16 protein-coding genes are annotated in these 24111 nt (G+C 73.3%); 12 read left to right on the top strand and 4 right to left on the bottom strand.

What is annotated here, in order from left to right; all coding sequences use genetic code 11:
- Window positions 1-130 precede the first annotated feature (130 nt).
- Entirely contained in the window at window positions 131-1822 is a 1692-nt protein-coding gene (locus IF61_RS0120705) for a PucR family transcriptional regulator (RefSeq protein ID WP_030367959.1), read from the bottom strand.
- Window positions 1823-2085: 263 nt separating this feature from the next.
- Between IF61_RS0120705 and IF61_RS0120700 the strand changes: the two genes are divergently transcribed.
- The 6 genes from IF61_RS0120700 to IF61_RS35385 all read left to right on the top strand — a co-directional run bounded on the left by IF61_RS0120700 (window position 2086) and on the right by IF61_RS35385 (window position 10602).
- Window positions 2086-2973, top strand: coding sequence for an FAD binding domain-containing protein (locus IF61_RS0120700; RefSeq protein WP_030367958.1), 888 nt, complete (start codon window positions 2086-2088; stop codon window positions 2971-2973).
- Window positions 2964-3446: a (2Fe-2S)-binding protein gene (locus tag IF61_RS0120695; protein ID WP_030367957.1), complete on the top strand. Its 483-nt coding sequence runs from the start codon at window positions 2964-2966 to the stop codon at window positions 3444-3446. The genes IF61_RS0120700 and IF61_RS0120695 overlap by 10 nt, the downstream gene beginning before the upstream one ends.
- A gap of 2 nt (window positions 3447-3448) precedes the next feature.
- The gene (gene pucD / locus IF61_RS0120690) at window positions 3449-5821 is read left to right on the top strand and encodes a xanthine dehydrogenase subunit D (protein ID WP_030367956.1); all 2373 of its coding nucleotides are present in this window, start codon (window positions 3449-3451) and stop codon (window positions 5819-5821) included.
- A gap of 125 nt (window positions 5822-5946) precedes the next feature.
- Window positions 5947-7407: an NCS2 family permease gene (locus IF61_RS0120685; protein WP_030367955.1), complete on the top strand. Its 1461-nt coding sequence runs from the start codon at window positions 5947-5949 to the stop codon at window positions 7405-7407.
- Between the two features lie 50 nt (window positions 7408-7457).
- Window positions 7458-8639 carry an XdhC family protein gene (locus tag IF61_RS0120680; RefSeq protein WP_030367954.1) on the top strand — a complete coding sequence of 394 codons (1182 nt, stop codon included), beginning with the start codon at window positions 7458-7460 and terminating at the stop codon, window positions 8637-8639.
- Between the two features lie 157 nt (window positions 8640-8796).
- Window positions 8797-10602 carry an FG-GAP-like repeat-containing protein gene (locus tag IF61_RS35385; RefSeq protein WP_052392872.1) on the top strand — a complete coding sequence of 602 codons (1806 nt, stop codon included), beginning with the start codon at window positions 8797-8799 and terminating at the stop codon, window positions 10600-10602.
- A 77-nt stretch (window positions 10603-10679) separates the two neighbouring features.
- On the opposite strand, the gene IF61_RS0120670 is transcribed toward IF61_RS35385, so the two are convergent.
- Window positions 10680-11678 carry an endonuclease/exonuclease/phosphatase family protein gene (locus tag IF61_RS0120670; RefSeq protein ID WP_052392871.1) on the bottom strand — a complete coding sequence of 333 codons (999 nt, stop codon included), beginning with the start codon at window positions 11676-11678 and terminating at the stop codon, window positions 10680-10682.
- 474 nt (window positions 11679-12152) lie between these two features.
- Between IF61_RS0120670 and mgtA the strand changes: the two genes are divergently transcribed.
- The 6 genes from mgtA (at window position 12153) to IF61_RS0120640 (ending at window position 22565) form a co-directional block, all read left to right on the top strand.
- A complete protein-coding gene (gene mgtA / locus IF61_RS0120665) occupies window positions 12153-14951 on the top strand; it encodes a magnesium-translocating P-type ATPase (RefSeq protein ID WP_030367951.1) in 2799 nt (932 codons plus the stop codon).
- A 35-nt stretch (window positions 14952-14986) separates the two neighbouring features.
- The gene (locus IF61_RS0120660; RefSeq protein WP_245684564.1) at window positions 14987-15781 is read left to right on the top strand and encodes an MgtC/SapB family protein; all 795 of its coding nucleotides are present in this window, start codon (window positions 14987-14989) and stop codon (window positions 15779-15781) included.
- A 504-nt stretch (window positions 15782-16285) separates the two neighbouring features.
- On the top strand, window positions 16286-16504 hold the full coding sequence (locus IF61_RS0120655; protein ID WP_030367949.1) for a hypothetical protein: 219 nt from the start codon (window positions 16286-16288) through the stop codon (window positions 16502-16504).
- Window positions 16505-16649: 145 nt separating this feature from the next.
- Window positions 16650-17456 (top strand): HlyD family efflux transporter periplasmic adaptor subunit, encoded by an 807-nt coding sequence (locus IF61_RS0120650; protein ID WP_030367948.1) that lies wholly within the window; start codon window positions 16650-16652, stop codon window positions 17454-17456.
- A gap of 116 nt (window positions 17457-17572) precedes the next feature.
- Window positions 17573-19690, top strand: a complete 2118-nt coding sequence (locus IF61_RS0120645) for an NHLP family bacteriocin export ABC transporter peptidase/permease/ATPase subunit (protein ID WP_043190006.1) — start codon at window positions 17573-17575, stop codon at window positions 19688-19690.
- 1 nt (window position 19691) lies between these two features.
- Window positions 19692-22565: an NHLP bacteriocin export ABC transporter permease/ATPase subunit gene (locus IF61_RS0120640; RefSeq protein WP_030367946.1), complete on the top strand. Its 2874-nt coding sequence runs from the start codon at window positions 19692-19694 to the stop codon at window positions 22563-22565.
- On the opposite strand, the gene IF61_RS0120635 is transcribed toward IF61_RS0120640, so the two are convergent.
- Together IF61_RS0120635 and IF61_RS0120630 are read right to left on the bottom strand one after the other, a co-directional pair.
- Window positions 22558-22836: a DUF2180 family protein gene (locus IF61_RS0120635; RefSeq protein ID WP_052392870.1), complete on the bottom strand. Its 279-nt coding sequence runs from the start codon at window positions 22834-22836 to the stop codon at window positions 22558-22560. The genes IF61_RS0120640 and IF61_RS0120635 overlap by 8 nt on opposite strands.
- Before the next feature lie 83 nt (window positions 22837-22919).
- Window positions 22920-23885: a LysR family transcriptional regulator gene (locus tag IF61_RS0120630; RefSeq protein WP_169748833.1), complete on the bottom strand. Its 966-nt coding sequence runs from the start codon at window positions 23883-23885 to the stop codon at window positions 22920-22922.
- Window positions 23886-24111 lie beyond the last annotated feature (226 nt).

Here is a 24111-nt window from a genome sequence, read left to right as displayed (position 1 = left end):
GCGCGCCTGCCGCAGGAGCCGTACGCCACTTGGGCGCGACTCCTCCTTTCTGCGTACGGCACCGGTCTTTTGTCGTACGTCCCGGACCCGCCGGGCCGGCAGGCCGGTCCGGCGGGTCCGCCTGCACCGGTCAGCTCATGCGCAGGGCCAGGAAGAAGTCCAGCTTGTCCTCCAGGCGCGACAGGTCCCGGCCCGTCAGTTGCTCGATCCTGCCCACGCGGTAGCGCAGGGTGTTGACATGCAGATGCAGCCGCGTCGCGCACCGGGTCCAGGAGCCGTCGCAGTCCAGGAACGCCTCCAGCGTCGGGATGAGCTCGGCGCGGTGGCGGCGGTCGTAGTCGCGCAGCGGGTCCAGGAGCCGGGCGGTGAAGGCGCGGCGGACGTCGTCGGGGACGAACGGCAGCAGCAGGACGTGCGAGGCCAGCTCCTGGTGGCCCGCCGCGCACACGCGGCCCGGGCGGGCGGCGGCGACCCGGCGGGCGTGCCGGGCCTCCTCCAGGGCCCCGCGCAGGCCCTCCGCCGAGTGCACGGCGGCACTGACGCCGAGGGTGAGGCGGCCGTCGTCGTCGAGGCCGCGGGAGAGCGGTTCGCGGAGGGCGGCGAGGATGCGGTCCGCGTGCAGTCCGGGCGCCTGGCCCGCCGCCTCGTCGCCCTCGGTCCCCGCCGGCACCGCGGGCAGCGGTACGAGCGCCACCGCCTCGTCGCCCATGTGGGCGACGGCGATCCGGTCGGACGGCTCGGGCCCGGAGGCTTCGGGGGCGGCCAGCATCTCCTCCAGGAGGGCCTGGGCGACCGGCCCGCCGGGGATGTCGCCGTCCTCCCACTCGACGCGGGCGACGACGACCTGCCAGTGCGGCGCGGTGCCGAGGCCGGGCAGCAGGACGGGGGCCGCGACGCGCAGGCGGGCGGCGATCTCGGCGGGGGCCGCGCCCGTCTGGACGAGTTCGAGCACCTCCTGGGCGAGCCGGCGGCGGACCGTGCGGGCGGCGTCGCGCCGGTCCCGCTCGACCGCGATCAGTTGGGTGACGCCGTCGAGCAGGTCCAGCCGCTCGGGCGACCAGTCGCCGGCGTCGGCCTCGACGGCGAGGAACCAGTCGGACAGGACGGTCTCGCGGACGTCACGGGCGGCCAGTGCGCGGCCGCTGTGGCTGATGGGGAACAGCGAGTACGTGTCGCCGCCGGCGGTCACGCGGTGCGGCCCGCGCCGGCCCGTGCGGGCGGCGGCCAGGTGCTCGCCGGCCAGGGTCGCGCTGACCGCGGCGGGCAGCTCGGGACCCGCGCCCGCGAGCGAGGAGCCCGCGATGGGGCGGCCGGTCGGGGACAGCACCCACGCCCGCAGGTCCAGGTCGGAGCCCAGCAGGTCGAGGACGACCTCGGGGCCCCCGCCGGCCGGGCCGGACGTCATCAGCCGGCGGTGCCGGTCCACGACCGCCGCCAGGTCCCCGGCGCGCTCGCTCGACACCTGCCGCACGACGTGCTCGGTGATGGAGGCGAACGAGACGTTCTCGTTGACCGAGAACAGTGGCAGGCGGTGCCGGGCGCACGCCCGGATGAGGTCGTCAGGGATGGAGGCCATCTCGGCCTCGCCCGCCGCGAGCCCCGCCACGCCCGCCCCCGTGAGGATCCGCACGAACCGCTCGGAGTCCTCCGGCTCCCGCCGCCAGGCGAGGCCGGTGAGCACGAGTTCGCCGCCGGAGAGGTAGCGGCTCGGGTCGCGCAGGTCGGTCGTCATCACGCCGCGCACCGTGCGGTCCAGCTCGTCCTCGCCGCCGAGCAGTCGGAGGCCCAGCACTTCGGTCTCCAGGAGTGCGCGCAGCCGCATCGTGGTCGCCGCCGATCTGTCTTGTTGTTACCAGTGGAATGCAGTGAGGTTTCCCAACCCCGTCTTTCGTTCGAATCTACAAGATGTGCGCTCCGGCCAGCCAACCGCTTCATGGTTTCGGTGACTGCACCGCCCCGCCGGCCCCTCGCTGTACTGGGCCCACGGCGTGCCGCACGGCCGCGCACGGCGCCGGTACGGCGGCGGTCCGCCGCATGCGCACCCCCTCGGACGACCCTGTGAGACCGATCGAGAAGAGAACCCCCATGGAGTTCCTGCGCCCCGGCAGCTGGGAGGAGGCTCTGGCCGCCAAGGCCGAGCACCCGGCCGCCGTCCCCATCGCGGGCGGCACGGACGTGATGGTCGAGATCAACTTCGATCAGCGCCGGCCGGAGCACCTGCTGGACCTGAACCGCATCGGCGATTTGTACGAATGGGAGACCGAGGGGGACGAGATCCGGCTGGGCGCCTCCGTCCCGTACACGCGGATCATGGAGGAGCTGCGGGCGGAGCTTCCCGGCCTCGCGCTCGCGGCGCACACCGTCGGCTCGCCGCAGATCCGCAACCGGGGCGGCGTCGGCGGCAATCTCGGCGCCGCCTCGCCCGCCGGGGACTCCCACCCGCCCCTGCTGGCGGCGGGCGCACAGGTGGAGGCCGCGTCCGTGCGGGGCACGCGGCTGATCCCCGCCGAGGAGTTCTACACGGGCGTCAAGCGCAACGCCCTCGCGCCGGACGAGCTGATCCGGGCCGTGCGCATCGCGCGGGCCGACGGGCCCCAGCAGTTCTCCAAGGTCGGCACGCGCAACGCCATGGTCATCGCCGTGTGCGCGTTCTCCCTCGCGCTGCACCCGCGCACCCGCACGGTCCGCACGGGCATCGGCTCCGCGGCCCCCACCCCGGTGCGGGCCCGCGCCGCGGAGGACTTCCTCACCGCGGCCCTGGACGAGGGCGGGTGCTGGGAGTCCGGCCGGCCCCTGCCGCCCTCCGCGGCACGGCAGTTCGCCGAGCTCGCCGCCGGAGCGTGCAACCCGATCGACGACGTCCGCGGCAGCGCCCGCTACCGCCGGCACGCGGTCGCCGTCATGGCCCGCCGCACGCTCGGCTGGACGTGGGACGCCTACCGCGGCGGGGAGAGGGGCGAACGATGCGCGTGAACCTCACGGTCAACGGCCGGCCGCGGCAGGCCGACGACGTCTGGGAGGGCGAGAGCCTGCTCTACGTCCTGCGGGAGCGGCTCGGCCTGCCGGGCTCGAAGAACGCCTGCGAGCAGGGCGAGTGCGGCTCGTGCACGGTCCGGCTCGACGGAGTGCCGGTGTGCGCCTGCCTGGTGGCCGCCGGGCAGGCCGAGGGCCGCGAGGTCGTCACGGTCGAGGGGCTCGCCACGGGCGGCGACGGCACGGAACTCTCCGTCGTCCAGCAGGCGTTCACCGACGCCGGCGCCGTCCAGTGCGGCTTCTGCACCCCGGGCCTGCTCGTCGCCGCCGACGAGCTCATCCGGCGCAACCCCGGCCCCTCCGACGCGGACATCCGCGAGGCCCTCTCGGGCAACCTGTGCCGCTGTACCGGCTACGAGATGATCCTCGACGCGGTCCGCCTCGCGGCCGCCCGCGCCGGAGAGGCGGGCTGACCATGGCCACCGCACGCACCCCCGCCGACCTGACCGCCGGCACCCGCGGCGGCATCGGCGAGTCCGTCCTGCGCCCCGACGGCACGCTCAAGGTCACCGGCGAGTTCGCCTACGCCTCCGACCTGTGGCACGAGGACATGCTGTGGGGCTTCACACTCCGCAGCCCCCACGCCCACGCCCGCATCCTCTCCGCCGACGTGTCCGCGGCGCTCGCCACCCCCGGCGTGTACGCGGTGCTGACCCACGACGACCTGCCCGCCGCCACCCGCTACGGGCTGGAGATCCAGGACACCCCCGTCCTCGCCGACGGCGTCGTCCGCTACCACGGCGAGCCCGTCGCCCTCGTCGCCGCGGACCACCCCGAGACCGCCCGCCGCGCCGCGGCCCGGATCCGCATCGCCTACGAGGAACTCCCCGTCGTCCACGACGAGGAGAGCGCCACCGCCCCCGGCGCACCCCTCCTGCACCCCGCCCGCGACGACTCGCACGCCGCCCACGTCCCGCACCCCAACGTCGTCCACCGCCAGCCCGTCGTCCGCGGCGACGTCGCCGCCGCCCGGGCCCGCGCCGCCGCCGTCGTCACCGGCGACTACGAAGTGGGCATGCAGGACCAGGCGTTCCTCGGCCCGGAGTCCGGGCTCGCCGTGCCCGCCGAGGACGGCGGCGTCGACCTCTACATCGCCACCCAGTGGCTCCACGCCGACCTGCGCCAGATCGCCCCCGTCCTCGGCCTCCCCGAGGACAAGGTCCGCATGACGCTCTCCGGCGTCGGCGGCGCCTTCGGCGGGCGCGAGGACCTGTCCATGCAGGCCCACGCCTGCCTGCTCGCGCTGCGCACCGGCAAGCCCGTGAAGATGGTCTACAACCGCTTCGAGTCCTTCTTCGGCCACGTGCACCGCCACCCCGCCCGGCTCCACTACGAGCATGGTGCGAGCAGCGACGGCCGGCTGCTCTACGTCAAGGCCCGCATCCTCCTCGACGGCGGCGCCTACGCCTCCTCCTCCCCGGCCGTCGTCGGCAACGCGGCGTCCCTGGCCGTGGGCCCGTACGTGGTCGATCACGTCGACGTCGAGGCCCTCGCCCTCTACACCAACAACCCGCCGTGCGGCGCGATGCGCGGCTTCGGCGCCGTCCAGGCCTGCTTCGCGTACGAGGCCCAGATGGACCGGCTCGCGGACCGGCTGGGCCTGGACCCCGTGGAGTTCCGGCAGCGCAACGCCATGGCGCAGGGCGCCGTCATGCCCACGGGGCAGGTCGTCGACGCGCCCGCGCCCGTCGCGGAGCTGCTGCGCCGGGTCAAGGCCCGGCCGCTGCCGCCCGAGCGGCCGTGGGAGACCGCCGGGGGCGGCCCCGACATCCGCGCGCTGCCGGGCGGGCTGTCCAACACCACCCACGGCGAGGGCGTCGTCCGCGGCGTGGGCTACGCGGTCGGGATAAAGAACGTCGGCTTCTCGGAGGGCTTCGACGACTACTCGACGGCCCGGGTGCGGCTCGAAGTGACCGCCGGGCAGCCGGTGGCCACCGTGCACACCGCGATGGCCGAGGTCGGCCAGGGCGGCGTGACCGTCCACGCCCAGATCGCGCGCACCGAACTCGGCGTCACCCGCGTCGTCCTGCAGCCCGCCGACACCCGCGTCGGCTCGGCCGGCTCCACCTCCGCCTCCCGCCAGACGTACGTGACCGGCGGCGCCGTCCGCCACGCCTGCCGGGCCGTACGGGAGAAGGTCCTCGCCCTCGGCCGCGCCCGGTTCGGGGCGTACCACCCCGCCTGGGCGCACGCCGGACTCCTGCTGGAGGGCGGCAAGGTGACCACCGACGCGGGCGAGGTCCTCGCCGGTCTGGCCGAAGTCCTGGAGGACGAGGCCGTCGACGTCGAGTGCGAGTGGCGGCACCGGCCCACCGAGCCCTTCGACCTGCGGACCGGCCGGGGCAACGGCCACGTCCAGTACTCCTTCGCGGCCCACCGCGCCGTCGTCGACGTCGACACCGAACTCGGGCTCGTCAAGGTCGTCGAGCTGGCCTGCGCGCAGGACGTCGGCAAGGCCATGAACCCGCTGGCCGTCACCGGCCAGATACAGGGCGGCACCACCCAGGGCCTGGGCCTCGCGGTCATGGAGGAGATCGTCGTCTCCGCGGACGGGCTGGTGCGCAACCCGTCCTTCACGGACTACCTGATCCCCACCATCCTCGACACCCCCGCCATACCCGTGGACATCCTCGAACTCGCCGACGAGCACGCCCCGTACGGGCTGCGCGGCGCGGGCGAGGCGCCCACGCTGTCCGCCACCCCGGCGGTCGTCGCGGCGATCCGGGCCGCGACCGGGCTGCCGCTCGGCAGGGTGCCGGTGCGGCCCGAACACCTCACCGGAACCTGAGAGTCCCTCGCAGGGCACCACCGGCCGCGCGCCCCCCAGCGGCCGGTGACGTGCCGCCCTTCGTCTCGGGCCGTCCCCCGGGTCGTGCACGCCGCTACCCACCCACACCCCGGAGAAGGCAGCTCATGACCCAGCCATCCGTGGAGCCGGCCTCCACGGCGCCGAACGCGGGCGCGGGCCCGCGGCCGGCCGCCGGAAGGTCCTGGCCCGACCGCTACTTCCACATCAGCGCGCGCGGATCCACCGCCGGCCGGGAGGTGCGCGGCGGCATCACCACCTTCATGGCGATGTCGTACATCCTCCTGCTCAACCCCCTGATCCTCTCCGGCCCGGACGCCTCCGGGCAGCGGCTCGGCCACACCGGGCTGATCACCGCCACCGCGCTCGCCGCGGCGGTCTGCACCCTGGCGATGGGCTTCCTCGGCAGGGTCCCGCTCGCCCTGGCCGCCGGGCTGGGCGTCTCCGGGGTGCTCTCCACCCAGGTGGCCCCCCACATGACCTGGCCCCAGGCGATGGGGATGTGCGTGCTGTACGGCGGGGTGATCGTGCTGCTGGCCGTGACCGGACTCCGCGAGCTGATCATGAATGCGCTGCCGCTCGCCCTCAAGCACGCCATCACCATGGGCATCGGCATGTTCATCGCCCTGATAGGGCTGGTCAAGGCCGGTTTCGTGCACGCCTCCAAGGGTGGCGGGCCGGTCACGCTCGGCCCGGCGGGCGAGCTCGCCGGCTGGCCCGTACTGATCTTCTGCGTCACCCTGCTGGCCGTCTTCATGCTGCAGGCCCGCGACGTCCCCGGCGCGATCCTCATCGGCATCGTCGTCGGCACGGTGCTGGCCGTCGCCGTCAACTCCGCCGCCGGGCTCCGGCCGTCCGCCTGGCAGAACGGCGCGCCCGAACTCAAGGGCAGCGCCGTCTCCATGCCGGACTTCTCGCTCTTCGGGCACGTGGAGTTCGGCGGCTGGGGATCGCTGGGCGTCATGAGCGTCGGGATGATCGTCTTCACGCTGGTCCTGGCCGGCTTCTTCGACGCGATGGCCACGATCATCGGCGTCGCGACGGAGGCGCGGCTGACGGACGACCGCGGCCGGCTGCCCGGCCTCAGCACGGCGCTGTTCGTCGACGGCGCGGGCGGCGCGATCGGCGGGGTCGCCGGGGCGTCGGGCCAGACCGTCTTCATCGAGTCCGCGACCGGGGTCGGCGAGGGCGCCCGTACGGGGCTGTCGTCCGTCGTGACCGGGCTGCTCTTCGCCGCCTGCCTGTTCTTCACCCCGCTCACCCGCATCGTGCCCGGCGAGGTCGCCGCCGCCGCGCTCGTCGTCATCGGCGCGATGATGATGAGCAACGCCCGGCACGTCGAGTGGGGCGACCGGGCCGTCGCCGTCCCGGCGTTCCTGACCGTGGTGCTCATGCCGTTCACGTACTCCATCACGGCGGGCGTCGGCGCGGGCGTCATCGCCTTCACGGCGATCAAGGCGGCCCAGGGGAAGTGGCGCGAGCCGGGCGTGTTCATGTGGGTGCTGACGGCGGTGTTCACGGCGTACTTCGCGCTGCATCCGATTGAGAGCTGGCTGGGCGTCAAATAGATCGCATACGTGCATGTACACCGCGTAAGTCAGGTGAGGAGTGGGCCGTCATGCTGGACATCGCCGAGGAGCTGCACCGCTGGTGCGGGGAAGGGCGGGCGTTCGCCGTCGCCACGGTGGTCGCCGTGGAGGGCAGCGCACCCCGGCAGCCGGGCGCGGCCCTCGCCGTCGACGCCGGGGGCACGGCGGTCGGTTCGGTCTCGGGCGGGTGCGTGGAGGGCGCGGTGTACGAGCTGTGCCGCGCCGCGCTGGAGAGCGGCGAGAGCGTGCGAGAACGATTCGGCTACTCGGACGAGGACGCCTTCGCCGTGGGCCTGACCTGCGGGGGAGTCCTCGACGTCCTCGTCGTCCCGGTCCTGCCGGACGGCCCCGGGCGGGAGGTGCTGGCCGAGGCGCTGGCGGCGGCGACGGCGGGCGAGCCGGTGGCGCTGGCCCGCGTGGTGGACAGTCCGGACGGGACGCTGGGCCGGGCGCTGCTCGTACGGCCGGACGGCACGTACGCGGGGGGTCTCGCCGGATCCGGGAGGGGCGTCGGACCGGACACAGGGCCCGGGGCGCTGGAGCGTACCGTCGCGGCCGAAGCCGCCGCGCTGCTGGCCGCCGGCCGGACCGGTACCGTGACGGCCGGCCTGTACGGGGCGCGCTGCGGCGACCCGGTGACGCTCCTCGTGGAGTCGTGCCTGCCGCCCCCACGCATGATCGTCTTCGGGGCGGTGGACTTCGCCGCGGCGCTCGTCCGCGCGGGCAAGTTCCTCGGCCACCACGTGACGGTGTGCGACGCGCGGCCCGTGTTCGCGACGGCGCGGCGCTTCCCCGAGGCGGACGAGGTCGCCGTCGACTGGCCGCACCGCTACCTCGACGCCCAGGAGGCGGCAGGGGCGCTCGACGCCCGGACCGTCCTGTGCGTGCTGACCCACGACGCGAAGTTCGACGTGCCGCTGCTGGAACGCGCCCTGCGGCTGCCCGTCGCCTACGTCGGCGCGATGGGCTCGCGCCGCACGCACGAGGCCCGGCTGGCGCGGCTGCGCGAGGCGGGCGTCGGCGAGCGCGCGCTTCGCCGGCTGCGCTCGCCGATCGGCCTCGACCTGGGGGCGCGGACCCCGGAGGAGACGGCCCTGTCCATCGCGGCGGAGATCGTCGCCGTCCGGCACGGGGGGACGGGTGCCCCGCTGACGGGCGCGGGCACGCCGATCCACCACGAGCCGCGGCGGGGGCTGGGGTCGGTGGCCTGACGCCTCTGTGTCAGGGGCCTCTGATAGAACATGAGTCGCATTTTTGAGCTGTTCATTTTGAGCCGTTCATGTTCTTCATGTTCCTGTCCCGCCAGCACGATGAGGCCCTTTGTCCCCCTCGTCTCCCCCCAGACGGATCTGGACCCTCGCCATAGCCGTGGGTCTGACCACCTGCGGCACGGCCGCCACGGCGGCCGCCGCCCCCTCCCCGGCCGGCCCGTCCCCCGCCCCCTCCGCGGCCGCGGCGGCCCGCTCCGCCGAGACGTACTGGACGGCCGAGCGCATGGCGGGCGCGAAGCCCCTCGACGCGGGCAAGGCCCCGGTCGACGCGGGGAAGACCCCGGCCGCCGGGAAGGCCCCCGCCTCGGGGCCGGCCCTGGCCGCGCCCCTCACGTCGGTCGCCGCGGCGCCGCCCGCAGGCACGCCCCAGGGCACGTACGGCGACGGCATACCCATGGTCGGCACGTTCTTCAGCAGCGACCCGACCGGGACCACGTACTGCACCGCGAGCGTCGTGCAGAGCCCGGGCCGCAACCTGGTCCTCACCGCCGGGCACTGCGCCCAGGGCCTCGCCGGGAGCACCCAGCAGATCTTCGTGCCGCAGTACCGCAAGGGCCTGGACGCGGCCCACCAGCCGTACGGCGTCTTCCCCGTGGAACGGGTCTTCAGCGACCCGCGGTACACCCGCAACAGCACCGGCCCCGACTCCGACCTGGACGTCGGCTTCGCCCGCCTCGGCCCCAACTCCCGCGGCGAGCAGGCCGAGACCCGCACCGGCGGGCTCCGGCTGACGCCCACGCCCCGCTGGACCAGCACCGTCACCGTCGTGGGCTATCCCGGCTCGCATAACACCGACCAGCGGGCGCTCAGCTGCACCGTGCCGACATCGCGCCTGTCCGGCCAGCACCAGCTCCGGATGCAGTGCGGCGGCTTCTACGGCGGCACGTCCGGCAGCCCCTGGATCACGAACTACGACGCCTCGGCCCGCACCGGCGACATCGTCGGCAGCCTCGGCGGCTGGAACGGCGGCGGCACCCTCACCGGCGAGGACTGGATCAGCTACGCGCCCGTCTTCGGCAGCGAGGTCCAGGCCCTCTACCAGGACGCGATCGCCGACCGGACGCCCGTCCGCACGGCCTACCAGCGCCCCTCCGACAGCGCCCGCCTTCCCGGCGCCGCCTCCACCTGGGCACACGCCAAGCACCTGGTCTCCGCCGACCTCACCGGCGACGGGCGGGACGACCTGCTGACGATCTGGAGCGACGGCGAGGTCAGCCTCTACCCGGGCGACGGCCGCGGCGGCTTCGGCGCCGAACAGCAGCTCGCGCGGTCCGACAGCTTCTGGAAGCGCGCCGTGACCGTCACGGCGGGCGAGCTCAGCGGCACCGGCAAGCCCGACCTCATGGTCCGCTGGGACACCGGCAAGCTCTCGTACTACGAGGACTTCCAGGCCACCGGCTCCGGCCCGGAGTACACCCTCGGCGCGGGCGGCTCCTTCTGGAAGTACGCCTCCCAGATCACCGCCGGCCGCTACAACTCGACGGACCGGTCCGCAGACCTGGCCGTCCGCTGGGTCGACGGCAGCCTGAGCGTGTACGCGGGTGCCGGCCCCTCCGGCCCCGGCACGGAGCGCCGCCTGATGGACGCCGGCTCGTACTGGAAGTACGCCACCGCCCTCAGCAGCCCCCGCCCGGCGGGCCAGGACCGCAGCACGCTCCTCGTCCGCTGGTCCGACGGCTCCCTCGGCTCGTACGCCACCACCGGCACCGACCTCGGCAAGGGCACCCGCCTCCAGGCCCCCAACCCGTCCTGGACGGACACCGCCATGACCACGGGCGACCTCAACGGCTCGGGCCGCCCGGACGACCTCGTCGTCCGCTGGTCCGACGGCGAGACGTCCCTGTACGACGGGGTGGGCGGCGACGGACCAGGGGCGTGGACGCCGCTGGTGAACAACGGCTGAGGCGACACCCCCAACGGCAGCTGACGGCGCCCCGGCCGGCCGGGGCGCCGTCAGCGTTCACTGCCCGAACTCCCGGCTCACCCGTGCAGCACCGCATCCACCACCAGCCCCCGGTGGTCCGTGCCCGCCAGGTCCAGGAAGCGGGCGCGGCGGGGTTCGAGGGCCGGGCTGAGGAGGACGTGGTCGATCTGGGCGCCCAGCGGGGGAGCGGTCAGGGACGGCCAGGTGGGGGTGCGGGAGCGGCCCAGGAGGGCCGCGCTGTCGCGGACGCCCGTGTCCAGGACGGCGCGGAAGACCGCATGGTCCTGCGAGGCGTTGAAGTCGCCGGCGATGACGGCGGGGGCCTCGCCGCGCGCCGCGGCCATGGCGCGGACGCGGCCCAGCTCCGTGCGCCACAGCTCCACCCCGCCCGCCACCGGCGGCATCGGGTGCGCCACCTGGAACAGCAGCCGCGTCCCCGCCACCCGCACCAGCGCCCGCGGCATCGCCAGCGTCCCGCGCACGGACCCGTCCGGCTCCAGCGGGAACCGGCTGAGGAGCGCCGAGCCCTGCGCCCTGCCCCCGCCCACCACGATCCGGTACGGGTACGCGGCCCGCACCTGCGCGCCGTTCAGGGCCGGTGCGCACTCCTCCGGGGAGCACTCCTGCACCGAGACCAGGTCCGGCCGCTCGCGCCGCAAGGCCTCCAGCAGGCCCGGCGTGGCCGCGCCGAACTCCAGGTTCGCGGTCAGGACGCGCAGCCGGGCCACCTCCGGGCCGGACGCCGCCGCGCCTCCGGCCTCGTACGGGGACAGGAAGTGCAGCGTCCCGAGCACCGCCGCCAGGCCCCACGCGCAGCCCACCGCCCACCGCGTGCCCGCCGCGAGCACCAGCGCGGCCCCCGCGGGTGCGAGCAACCAGGGCAGGAACGCGAGCAGTTGAGGCACCGGCGTGACGCCGTCCACGTCGCAGGCCCGGCACAGCAGCGGCCCGCTGACCAGCGCCAGAAGCAGGCCCGCGGCCCAGCGGGCGGCCTTCCGGCGCACGCGCGGGGGCGGTCCTTCCGGGCCGGGCGGTGCCGGGACGGTCCCCTCCATGGTTTTGACCTTGGTATTACCTTCTGATTGCGGACGGCTTGACGTCATATGGCAAGCTAGACGCTGAAGGTGCCGCTCCGGCCGCATTTGGCGTGTATTTCGCGCGGTGCCGCATCGTGTACGTACGAGCGAGGAGGTGATCGGGATGACCAGTCGGAGTCCCGAGGGAAGTCCTTGCCAGTACGCTGCGCTGAGCTGACCGGTTGCCGGGCCTGTGGTCGGGCCTGTTGAGTCGGCCGCGCCGTTTTCTGTGAGTATCCCGCTACGGCGGTGGATTTTCCCTTTTCGTGCTCAGTGATGTCGTGATTCCGGCCTTCGTGGCCTCTGACGTTCGCTGACGTTCCTTTTCCGTGCCCGGGGCGCCTCGCGCTGCCCTGCACCAATTCCTTCACCCCTCCGTGCCACGGCGCGGCCACGTCGTGCCGCCATGCCGTCGTGCCGCCATGCCGTCGTGCCCGGGAGAGAGGTTCCGCCATGACCAACACCACCCTCGCCCCCCGCAAGCTCGCCCCGCCGGGCCGCACCCGCCGTGAGCGCAAGGCCGCCGAGCTGGAGGCCCGTACCCGTGCCGCCGGCGACCGGCTGGCCCGGCTCAGCGGCTGGCCGGCCGCGCAGGTCCTGCAGGACTCCCGCGCCACCCCGCACGGCCTGCGCCAGGACGACGCCGAGCTGCGACTCGCCCGCGGCGGGGCGAACGTCGTCGCGCACGACACCGGCCCCCGCTGGTACGCGCAGCTCGCGAAGGCCTTCTGGAACCCGTTCATCATGATCCTGGTCGTCCTCCTGGCGGTCATGTATGTGCAGTGGCTGCAGGTCGCCGACGAGGAGCCGTTCGACCCCAAGATCCCCATCATCGGCGCGATGGTGCTGGTCAGCGGCCTGCTGCGGTTCTGGCAGGAGCACCGCTCGGCGGGCGCCGCGGCCGCCCTGCGCGCCCTCGTCACCACGACCACCGCCGTCCGGCGCCGCGCCGACCGCAACACGGCCCCGGCCACCGCCGAGATCCCGATGGACCAGGTCGTCGTCGGCGACGTCGTCCGCCTCGCCGCGGGCGACCTCGTCCCGGCGGACCTGCGCCTGCTCACCGCCAAGGACCTGATGGTCAGCCAGGCGGCGCTGTCGGGCGAGTCGCTGCCGGTCGCCAAGGCCGACACCCGCACCCACGACTACGGCCAGTCCACGACCACCGACCCCGTAGAGGCCGACAACCTCTGCCTCATGGGCACCTCGGTGACCTCCGGCACCGCCACCGGCGTCGTCGTGGCCACGGGCGCGGACACCTACTTCGGGTCGATGGCCGGCTCGCTCGTCGGCGAGCGCCCCGAGACCACCTTCGACGCCGGCGTGAAGAAGGTCAGCTTCCTGCTGATCCGGTTCATGCTCGTCATGGTGCCGCTCGTGTTCGCCGTCAACGGCTTCACCAAGGGTGACTGGGACGAGGCGTTCATGTTCGCCGTCGCCGTGGCCGTCGGCCTCACGCCCGAGATGCTGCCGATGGTCGTCACCACGAACCTCGCGCGCGGCGCCGTCGCCATGTCGAAGCGCAAGGTCGTCGTCAAGCGGCTCAACGCCATCCAGAACCTGGGCGCCATGGACGTGCTGTGCACGGACAAGACCGGCACGCTCACCGAGGACCGCATCGTCCTCGACCGCTACCTCGACGCGCACGGCCGGGAGGACACCGAGGTCCTCGAACACGCCTACCTCAACAGCCACTTCCAGACCGGGCTGCGCAACCTCATGGACCGGGCGGTCATCGACCGCGTGCTCGAGGCCGAGGAGGTTGTCGTCGACGCCCGCTTCACCAAGGTCGACGAGATCCCCTTCGACTTCGCCCGCCGCCGGATGTCGGTGGTCCTGAGCCGCAACGAGGTCACTCGCAGCGAGGTCACTCGCAAGGACGTGAGCCGCAACGACGTGAGCCGCAACGACCTCGACAGCCCCGGAGACGCCGCCGAGCACATCCTCATCACCAAGGGCGCCGTCGAGGAAGTCCTCGCGCTGTGCACCCACATGACCGACGGCGGCCGCCGCACCGCGCTCGACGCCGCGCTGCGCCGCCGCGTGACCCGTACCGCCGAGGACAACAACCGGCAGGGCCTGCGCGTGCTGGCCGTCGCGACCCGCACCTTCCCCGCCGGCCGCGACGCCTACACGGTCGCGGACGAGGACGGCCTGACCCTCGTCGGCTTCCTCGCCTTCCTCGACCCGCCGAAGGCCGACGCCGCGGCGGCCCTGCGGGCCCTCGCCGGCAAGGGCGTGGCCGTCAAGGTCGTCACCGGCGACAACGAGCTCGTCGCGGCGCGCGTCTGCGCCGGCGTCGGCATCGACGTGGGCGCCGTCGTCACCGGGGCGGAGGCCGACGCCCTGGACGACGCGGAGCTGCGCACCCTGGTCCGCGCCACGACGGTCTTCGCCAAGACCAACCCGGTCCAGAAGGCCCGCATCGTCCGGGCGCTCCAGGCCGAGGGGCACACGGTCGGCTTCCTGGGTGACGGCATCAACGACGCCGCCGCGCTGCGCGACGCCGACGTCGGCATCTCCGTCGACACGGCCGTCGACATCGCCAAGGAGTCGGCCGACATCATCCTGCTGGAGAAGGACCTGATGGTCCTGGAGCAGGGCGTCGAGCAGGGCCGCACCACCTTCGGCAACACCATCAAGTACATCAAGATGACGGCGAGCTCGAACTTCGGGAACGTCTTCTCGGTCCTGGTGGCCAGCGCCTTCATCCCCTTCCAGCCGATGCTGGCGATCCACCTGCTGGTGCAGAACCTCGCCTACGACATCTCGCAGCTCGCCACGCCCTGGGACCGGATGGACCCGGAGTACCTGCGCAGGCCGCGCACGTGGGACGCCAAGGGCATCGCCCGGTTCATGCTCTTCATCGGGCCGATCAGCTCGGTCTTCGACATCACCACCTTCCTGGTGCTGTGGAACGTGTTCGGGGCGGACAGCGAGGCGGGCCAGACGCTGTTCCAGTCCGGGTGGTTCGTCGAGGGGCTGCTGTCCCAGACCCTCATCGTCCACATGATCCGCACCCGCAAGGTGCCGTTCCTCGGCTCCCGGGCCTCGGCGCCGGTGATGGTGATGACCGCCGTGGTGATGGCGTTCGGCCTCCTCCTGCCGTTCTCGCCGCTGGCCCCGGCGCTGTCGATGGAGGCGCTGCCGATGGGCTACTTCCCGTGGCTGATCGCGATCCTGCTCGCGTACTGCGCCCTGACGCAGGCGGTCAAAACCTGGTACATCCGGCGATTCAACACCTGGCTGTGACCGGCCGATAGGGATACCGACGAGGAAGGTGGATCATGGTTGTGGTCAACGAATGGCACATGGCGGCCAACATCGCGGCCGGCCTGGGCTTCGGTGCGATCATCGGACTGGAGCGCCAGTGGCGGGCCCGGATGGCGGGCCTGCGCACCAACGCGCTGGTCGCGGCCGGATCCGCCCTCTTCGTCCTGCTCTCGCAGTACGGCTTCGCCGCCGCGACGAGCACCACGGGCTACGACGGCTCCCGCGTCGCCGCGCAGATCGTCTCCGGCATCGGCTTCCTCGGCGCGGGCGTCATCATGCGGGACGGGCTGAGCGTGCGCGGCCTCAACACCGCGGCCACCCTGTGGTGCTCGGCCGCCGTCGGAGCCCTCGCCGGGACCGGGCTGTACGTGGTGGCCGCGCTCGGCACGGTGGGCGTCGTCGGCGCCAACACCCTGCTGCGGCCGCTGGCCCGCGGGCTCGACCGGGGTCCGCACGGCGGCGCGGAAGTGGCCACCGACTACCACTTCGAGGTCGTGTGCACCGAGCCGGAGGAGGCCCACGTCCGCACCCTCGTCGTCCAGGCCGTCGCCCGCCCCGGCTTCCGCCTGCGCTCGGTCTACAGCGCGGACGCCGAGGCCCCCGGCAAGGTCACCGTCTCGGCCGACCTCACCACGGAACGCCGCGACGACAGCCTCCTGGAGGAGGCCGTCAGCCGTCTCTCCCTCGAACCCGCCGTCTCCGCCGTCAGCTGGACCGTCCTGCAGGGCCCCGACGACGACTCCGACGACGACTACACGGCCGAGCGCCGCGGCCGTCGCCGGGTCCGGGACTTCTTCACGGGGCGGTGAGCCCGGGCCGGGTCACCGGGCGCTGATCCGGGGAGTCCTCAAGTACGCACGTGGAAGTGCGTGGTTACCTGCAGGTCATCGCGGTCGGTGCCCGGCGCGTCACCCACCGTCGTTTCGGCAAATCTCCACATCCTCCGGGTACCCGCGGTAGCCCCTCCATCCCGCGCCGCAATATGCCGGTTATGCCCGACGCGCTTGGTGGGCGTGTGTCCATTTATGTTCCGCGAGGATCTTGGTCCCCTTGTATCTGTTACTCGATCTTGTGAAGGACTTGTGATGATCCCGCGAAGGAATCCGAAAGCACGTCCTCGGGAAAGGCGTCGGAGCGGCAACACGGTTGGCCGTGCCACCCGTTCGCATGCTTATATCTGCGGCACCGCAACCGGCTCTTTGAACGGTGGCCGATCCGGCCGGGCCGATGCGGAATGTCAACGTGGCAATGCCGGCGTGGCAATGCCGACGTGGCAATTAGGAAACATTCAGACGAACGAAGGGTGCGCAATCATGCGTGACAACCTCGAGACCCGTGAGATCGCCGACGCCGAGCTGGACGCCGTCTCCGGCGGTGTGAGCATTTCCGGTGGCCTGCTCGGCGCCGTGACCGGCGACGTTCACAACGTCCTCGGCACCGTGACCTCGCTCAACACCGTCCAGGCCGTCCCGGGCGTGGCCGGTCAGGTCGAGGGCATCGTCGGCGTGCACGCCGGCATCGCCGGTCTCTGAGATCCTCTGAGAATCTCCGAGAACCTCTGAGAATACGCCGCCTGTGAATCCCGGAACTCCTCCCCTGTTCCGGGGTTCACGGCTGCCCGCATTTCCGTCGTACATTTCAGTACCCGTGTCACGAATGCAGTCGAAGGAATAGTCCGTGCAGTTCCGCCAGCAGGCGCTTTCCAAGCTGCAATCGCCCGAAGAACTCGATCTGCCCGTACGGTTCGCGCGCCCGCAGGGGCGGCTCGTGCTGGCTGTCACGCTCGCCGTTGTCGCCGCCGCCGCTTTCTGGGCGTTCACCGGGTCCGTTACGTCCAGGTTGAGCGCGCCGGGCATTCTCACGCGCGCCGAGGGCAGTTATCTGCTGCAGAGCCCGTACGCGGGCCAGGTCACCGGAGTCCTCGCCCGGGAGGGCCAGTTGCTGGCCCCGGGCGCACCCCTGCTGCGGGTCAGCACGGACCGCGGAGAGCGGACCGTGAGCGTCGTGGCCGGGGGACGGGTGACGTCCCTGGTCGCCAGGACGGGCGCGGTCGTGACGACCGGAGCGGACGTGGCGACCGTGGAACGGGTGACGAACCCGGACGACCCGCTGGTGGCCATGCTGTACGTGCCGGGCGGGAGCGGCGGCGCGATCCCCGTGGGTGCCTCCGTCGACCTGAGCGTCGAGTCCGTCCCCCGCGAGAAGTTCGGCGTGCTGCGCGGCCGCGTCCAGGCCGTCGGCCGGGCACCCCAGAGCACGGCGCAGATCGCCGGTTTCCTCGGCGACAACCGGCTCGCCGACCGGTTCACCCGGCAGGGCAACCCCGTGGCCGTGCTCGTACGCCTGGAGCGCTCGTCCGCCACGACGTCCGGCTACCGCTGGTCCGTCGCGAGCGGGCCCCCGTACGCCGTCGACTCCACCACGCCGGTCACCGGCGCCGTCCGCCTCGCCGACCAGCGGCCCGTCGACTGGCTGCTGCCGTGACCGCCGCGCGCCGCCGCCGGACCGCGCCCGCGCCCTCCGCCGGCCGGCAGAAGTCCGTACGCACTTCCAAGACCACGCGTACGCCCAAGACCGTACGCACCCCCACCGTCCTGCAGATGGAGGCCGTCGAGTGCGGCGCCGCCGCGCTCGCCATGGTGCTCGGCCACCACGGCCGCTTCGTCCCCCTCGAAGAGCTCCGCATCGCCTGCGGCGTCTCCCGCGACGGCTCCCGCGCCAGCAACCTCCTCAAGGCCGCCCGCAGCTACGGGCTGACGGCCAAGGGCATGCAGATGGACCTGGCCGCCCTCGCCGGGGTGCGCGCCCCGGCCGTCCTGTTCTGGGAGTTCAACCACTACGTCGTCTACGACGGCACGGGCCGCCGGTTCGGCCGCCGGGGCGTCTACGTCAACGACCCCGCCAAGGGCCGCCGGTTCGTCCCGATGGAGGAGTTCGACTCCGCCTTCACCGGCGTCGTGCTCACCTTCGAACCCGGCCCGGACTTCCGCCGCGCCGGCCGCCGCCCCGGCGTCATGGGCGCGATGCCCGCCCGGCTGCGCGGCACGTCCGGCACCATGATCGCCGCCGTCCTCTCCAGCCTCCTGCTGGTGGCCGTCGGCGCGGCGGTGCCCGCGCTGAGCCGCACGTACATCGACACGTTCCTGATCAGTGGCCGGACCTCCCTGCTGGGCGTGCTCTTCGCGTCCATGGCGACCGCCCTCGTGCTCACCGCCACGCTCACCGCGCTGCAGCAGGCCAACCTGCTGCGCGGCCGCATCATCTCCTCCACCCTGGGCAGCGCCCGCTTCCTGCGCCACCTGCTCAGGCTCCCGGTCACCTTCTACGCCCAGCGCAACCCGGCCGACCTCGTCCAGCGCCTGCGATCCAACGACGCGGTCGCCGAGACCCTCGCACGGGACCTCGCCGCGGCCGGGGTCGACGCGGTGGTCGTCGTCCTCTACGCCGTGCTGCTGTGGACGTACGACCCGCAGCTCACCGTCGTAGGCATCGGCATCGCGCTCCTCAACGTCCTCGCCCTGCGCATCGTGGTCCGCGTGCGGGCCACCGGCACCCAGAAGCTGCGCGCCGAGAGCGCACGGCTCACCAACACCTCCTACAGCGGCCTGCAGCTCATCGAAACGATGAAGGCGACCGGCGGCGAGAACGGCTTCTTCCGCCGCTGGGCGGGCCGGCACGCCGTCACCCTCGACGTCCAGCAGCAGCTCGGCGTGCCCAGCGCCTGGCTGGCGGTCGCCGCGCCCACCCTCGCCGCCCTCAACAGCGCGCTGATCCTCGCCATCGGCGGCCTGCGAGCCGTCGAGGGACACCTCTCCGTCGGCCTCCTCGTCGCCTTCCAGGCCCTCGTGACCGGCTTCACCGCGCCGATCACCCGGCTCAACGGCGTGGCCGGCCGCATCCAGGACTTCGCCGCCGACGTCGCCCGCCTCAAGGACGTCGAGAACTTCCCCGTCGACCCGGTCCACGCGCGCCGCGAGCCACCCGCCGCCACCCGCCGCCTCAAGGGCCACGTGGAGCTGGACGGCATCACCTTCGGCTACAGCCCCCTCGACGCCCCGCTGCTGAAGGACTTCTCGCTCTCCGCCGGCCCCGGGCAGCAGATCGCCCTCGTCGGCGGCTCCGGCAGCGGCAAGTCCACCGTCTCCCGGCTGATATCCGGCCTCTACGCGCCCTGGGAGGGCACCGTCCGCATCGACGGGATGCGCCTGGAGGACATCCCGCGCGGCGCGCTCGCCGCCTCCGTCTCCTTCGTCGACCAGGACGTCTTCCTCTTCGAGGGCACCGTCCGCGACAACGTCGCCCTGTGGGACCCCTCCGTTCCCGACGACGCCGTGGTCGCCGCCCTGCAGGACGCCGCCGTGTACGACGTCGTCGCCCGCCGCCCCGGCGGCATCCACAGCCGCGTCGAGCAGGACGGCCGCAACTTCTCCGGCGGCCAGCGCCAGCGCCTGGAGATCGCCCGCGCGCTCGTGCGCCGCCCCAGCGTCCTGGTCCTGGACGAGGTGACCAGCGCCCTCGACGCGGTCACCGAGCAGACCGTCATGGACAACCTGCGCCGCCGCGGCTGCGCTTGCGTCGTCATCGCCCACCGGCTGAGCACCGTGCGCGACAGCGACGAGATCCTCGTCCTCGACCGCGGCACGGTCGTCGAACGCGGGCGCCACGAGCACCTGGCCGCGGCCGGGGGCCCGTACGCCGAACTGGTCAGGGAGCACTGACGTGACCACCCCGTACCCCGTTTCCACCGTCACCGACCCGGTCGTGGCGGCCCTCGGCGCGCTCGGCACGCCCGTCGACTGCACGGGCCTGCGCAGCCTGGACCTGGAGGGCCCGCTCGTCCTGTGGCTCGTCGTGGACGGCGAACTGGACCTGTTCGCCGTCGACGCCGCCCGCGCCGGGCACTGGCACTTCCTGGGCCGGCTGGCCCCGGGCACGCTGCTCCTGGGCCCGGCCGACGGCCCCGAGCACACCCTGCTCGGCCGGCCCCTGCAGGGCTGCGCACTGCGCCGCATCGACCTCCACGAGCTGCACCGGCAGGAGCACGCGGGCGCCTGGCACGGCGACTCCTGGCAGTACGGCGACCCCTGGCAGAACGGCGAAGCGTGGCAGGACGGCGCTCCCGGCGGGACGCTCGGCCCCCTGGAGAACGCCTTCGCCCTCGGCATCGGCCGCGGACTGCGCGTCCTCTACCAGGCGCCCTTGGAGAACCGCGCGGCCCAGGGCCCGGGCGGCGCCGACGAGGACGTCCTGTGGATGCAGATCACCCCCGGCAGCGTGCAGTACGGCGCCCCCTACGAAGGCTGCACGGCCGGGAGCCTGCTCGTCGACCCGGCGATGTGGCAGGGCATGGTCGACCAGCAGTACCGGCTGCTGTACGCCCTCGACCGCTGGATCGAGCAGGCCGAGCGCGCCCACGAGGACCGCACGGCCGCCGGCATCGAGGCCGGCGAGGCCGCCCGCACCCGCGCGGACCAGGCGCTCCTGGCCTCCATCGGCCGCTCCGGCCGGTCACCGCGCCGCGGCGCGCGGGACGACGACGCGACGTTCGCCGCGTGCCGCCTGGTCGCCGACGAGGCCCGCATCGCCCTGACCGAGCCGGCCGGAGCGGGCGCGGCCGACGCCCGGACGGACCCCGTCGAACGCATCGCGCTCGCCTCGCGCATCCGCACCCGCACCGTCGGGCTCAGCGGCCGCTGGTGGCGCGACAACAGCGGCCCCCTGGTCGGCCGGCGCGCGGAGGACGGGGCACCCGTCGCGCTCCTGTGGCGGCGCGGGCGGTACGAGGCCGTCGACCCCGCCACCGGCAGGCGCGAGCGACTCGGCAAGGACAGCGAGGACGCGTACGAACCGCGCGCCGTCATGCTCTACCGCCCTCTGCCCCCCGGGAAGCCGCGCCTGCTGCCCCTCCTGCGCTTCACCCTGCGCGGCACCGGCCAGGAACTGCGCGGCCTCGCCCTGGGCGGGCTCGTCACGGTCGCCCTGGGCGCGCTCGTGCCCGTCGCCACCGGCAAGGTGCTCGGCCGGTACGTGCCCGAGGCCGAGAGCGGCCTCATCGTGCAGACGGCCGTGGCGCTCGTGGCCACGAGCATCGTCTCCGCCGTCTTCGTGCTGCTGCAGAACATCGCGATCCTGCGCATGGAGGGCCGCATCGAGGCCACCCTGCAGCCCGCGGTGTGGGACCGGCTGCTGCGGCTGCCGGCGAAGTTCTTCACCGGCCGCTCCACGGGCGAACTGGCGGGCGCGGCCATGGGCGTCAGCGCGATCCGCCGCGTCCTGTCCGGCACCGCGCCCGTCGTGCTGCAGGCGGGCACCGTCGGCACGGTGAACCTGGCCCTGCTGCTCGTCTACAGCGTGCCGCTCGCCATGGCCGCGCTCGCCCTGCTGCTCGGCATCGCCGCGGCCTTCCTGGGCCTCGGCCTGTGGCAGCTGCGCTACCAGCGGCAGCTCGTCAGGCTCGGCAACAAGCTCGACAACCAGGCCTTCCAGACCCTGCGCGGGCTGCCCAAGCTGCGCGTGGCGGCGGCCGAGAGCTTCGCCTACGCCGCCTGGGCCCGGGAGTTCGCCCGCACGCGCGAGCTGCAGCAGCGCATCGGCCGCATCAAGAACGTCGTCACCGTGCTCAACGCCGTCGCCCTGCCGCTGTGCACGCTCGTGATGTTCATGCTGCTGGCCGGGCCCGCCCGGGGCAGCATGTCCGCCGGGGACTTCCTCACCTTCAGCACCGCCGTGACGATGCTGCTGTCCTCCGTCACCCAGCTCACCGGCGCGCTCCTCTCGGCCGCCGCCGTGCAGCCGATGTTCGAACAGATCAAGCCGGTCCTGGAGGCCGCCCCGGAGGTGCGCGGCTCCGACGTCCAGCCGGGCGAACTCAGCGGCGCCGTCGAGGCCGTGGGCCTGTCCTACCGGTACGCCGACGACGGGCCGCTCGTCCTGGACGACGTGTCGTTCGCCGTGCGGCCGGGGGAGTTCGTCGCGGTCGTCGGGGCCAGCGGCTGCGGCAAGTCGACCCTGCTGCGCCTGCTCATCGGCTTCGACAAGCCGGCCTCCGGCAGCGTGCTCTACGACGGGCAGGACCTCGCGGCGCTCGACCAGGCGGCCGTCCGCCACCAGTGCGGCGTCGTCCTGCAGAACGCCCAGCCGTTCTCCGGCTCGATCCTCGACTGCATCTGCGGCGCCGGGACCTTCACCCTGGAGGAGGCGTGGGAGGCCGCCGCCATGGCGGGCCTCGCCGAGGACATCAAGGCCATGCCCATGGGCATGCACACCATGCTGTCGGACGGCGGAGGCACCGTCTCCGGCGGCCAGCGCCAGCGGCTGATGATCGCCCAGGCCCTCGTCCGCAAGCCGCGCGTCCTCTTCCTGGACGAGGCCACCAGCGCGCTGGACAACGAGGCCCAGCGCGTGGTCATCGAGTCCACCCGCGCCCTGCGCGCCACCCGCATCGTGATCGCCCACCGGCTGTCCACGGTCATGGACGCCGACCGGGTGATCGTCATGGCGGAGGGGCGGGTCGTCCAGCAGGGCCCGCCCGCCGCGTTGCTCGCCGGCACGGGCGGGCTCTTCCACGACCTGGTCCGCCGCCAGCTCAGGTGACGGGGCTGCGCTTCGCGGCCCGGTCCGCCCGGTCCGCTCGCTCCGCCGACGGGGCGGGCAGGGTGACGCCCTGGGCAGCGGCGTGGCAGGTGGCGCACAGCACTTGCCGGGCCGGGGCGGGGCTGTGGGAGACGCCCGTGCCGTTCACCCGGTGGACCACCGGGCGGGTGATGCGGAGGTGGCCGGGGCACAGGCCGGAGTTGCAGCCGTGGCACACGGCGACCGCGGCGGTGTCGGCGCCCTCCGAGGCGTAGCAGTCGTAGCAGTTCATACAAGTTCCCCTTCGAGTCGGGTTCCGGGCCGGGGTGTGGCGGGCTGCTGCACGGACGAGCGGGCTACTGCGTCAGAAGCGGGCTACTGCACCAGACAGCCGCATTCCGCTTCCGTGCCGCCGGGTTGGCCGACCCCGCAGCACGCCGCGACGAACCGTGACGCCAGGCCGGGGTCCTGGTCCTCGCGCCAGACCACGGCGACGTCCGTCCGCGGCCCGGGCGCACCCAGCGGGCGCATGCGCAGGTCCAGGCTGAGGCTCATCCATTCGGCGATGTCGCGGTCCATGTACGACATGCCCGCGCCGGAGGCCACGGCCGCCGCCACGTTGATGTAGTCGGGCTCCTCCCACGCGACGTACGGGGGCAGCCCCCGCGGAGACCGCTCCTGCCCGACGATGGTGAGGATCTTGTCGTGGAGCCCTGGGGCGAGCGAGCGCGGCCACATAATGAGCGGGAGGTCGCCGGCGGCCCGGTCCTCCTCCGTACGGCCGGACGCGCCCTCGCCCGGGAGGAGTTCGACCAGCTCCACCTCTCCCACGACGGCCATCCGCAAATCGTCCGCCTCGATGGGCGGTCTGACGAACGCGAAGTCGACCCGCCCGGCGCGCACTTGCTCGATGTTCCGTGCCGACCAGCCGGACTCCACGGAGACCGGGAGGGCGTCGCGCGCCCGGAACTCCGCGACCATCTCCCGCTGGCGCAGGGCGTGTCCGGAGCGGCTGAAGGCGACCCGCACCGGCCGGCCGGGCCCCGCGGCCGCCTCCCTGATCCGGGCCTTGATCGAGTACGTGCGCTGCAGTAGCTGCGGCGCCTCCTCCTGCAGGGCCCGGCCCGGCGGGGTCAGCGACATCCGGCGGCTGTCGCGGCTCAGCAGCTGGGCCCCCAGTTCCTTTTCCAGCACCTTCAGCTGATGCGAGAGGGTGGGCTGGCTCACCCCGCAGCGCTGTGCCGCTCTTCCCAGATGGAGTTCGTCGGCCACGACGACGAAGTACTCCAGGCGGCGCAATAGACCGGAGAGGCTGAGTAAAGGCTCCTGGTCTCCCCGCACGTGCGACCTCCCGCCAGGGTTATTCCCATTACGAAAGTTTACTTTCCGGGTGCTTCGCGAGTGTAGCAACGTAAGGCGAAGCCCGGTCAACGCCTCAGCAGGCACTTCGTCCGCCGACGGGCCGCTCGCCCGACGGGGCGTCAAATAAAAGGCGGGCCATCCGGTTTGTGATCCGCGCCACTTGAAAGGTGGTGCGGGGGCCGTTTGACCTGCGGTGTTAGCGAAC

The sequence above is a fragment of the Streptomyces roseoverticillatus genome, from assembly GCF_000719265.1.
Taxonomy (GTDB): domain Bacteria; phylum Actinomycetota; class Actinomycetes; order Streptomycetales; family Streptomycetaceae; genus Streptomyces; species Streptomyces roseoverticillatus.
Note: the sequence above shows the minus strand (reverse complement) of the source record. Positions and strands in the feature narration are given on the sequence as shown.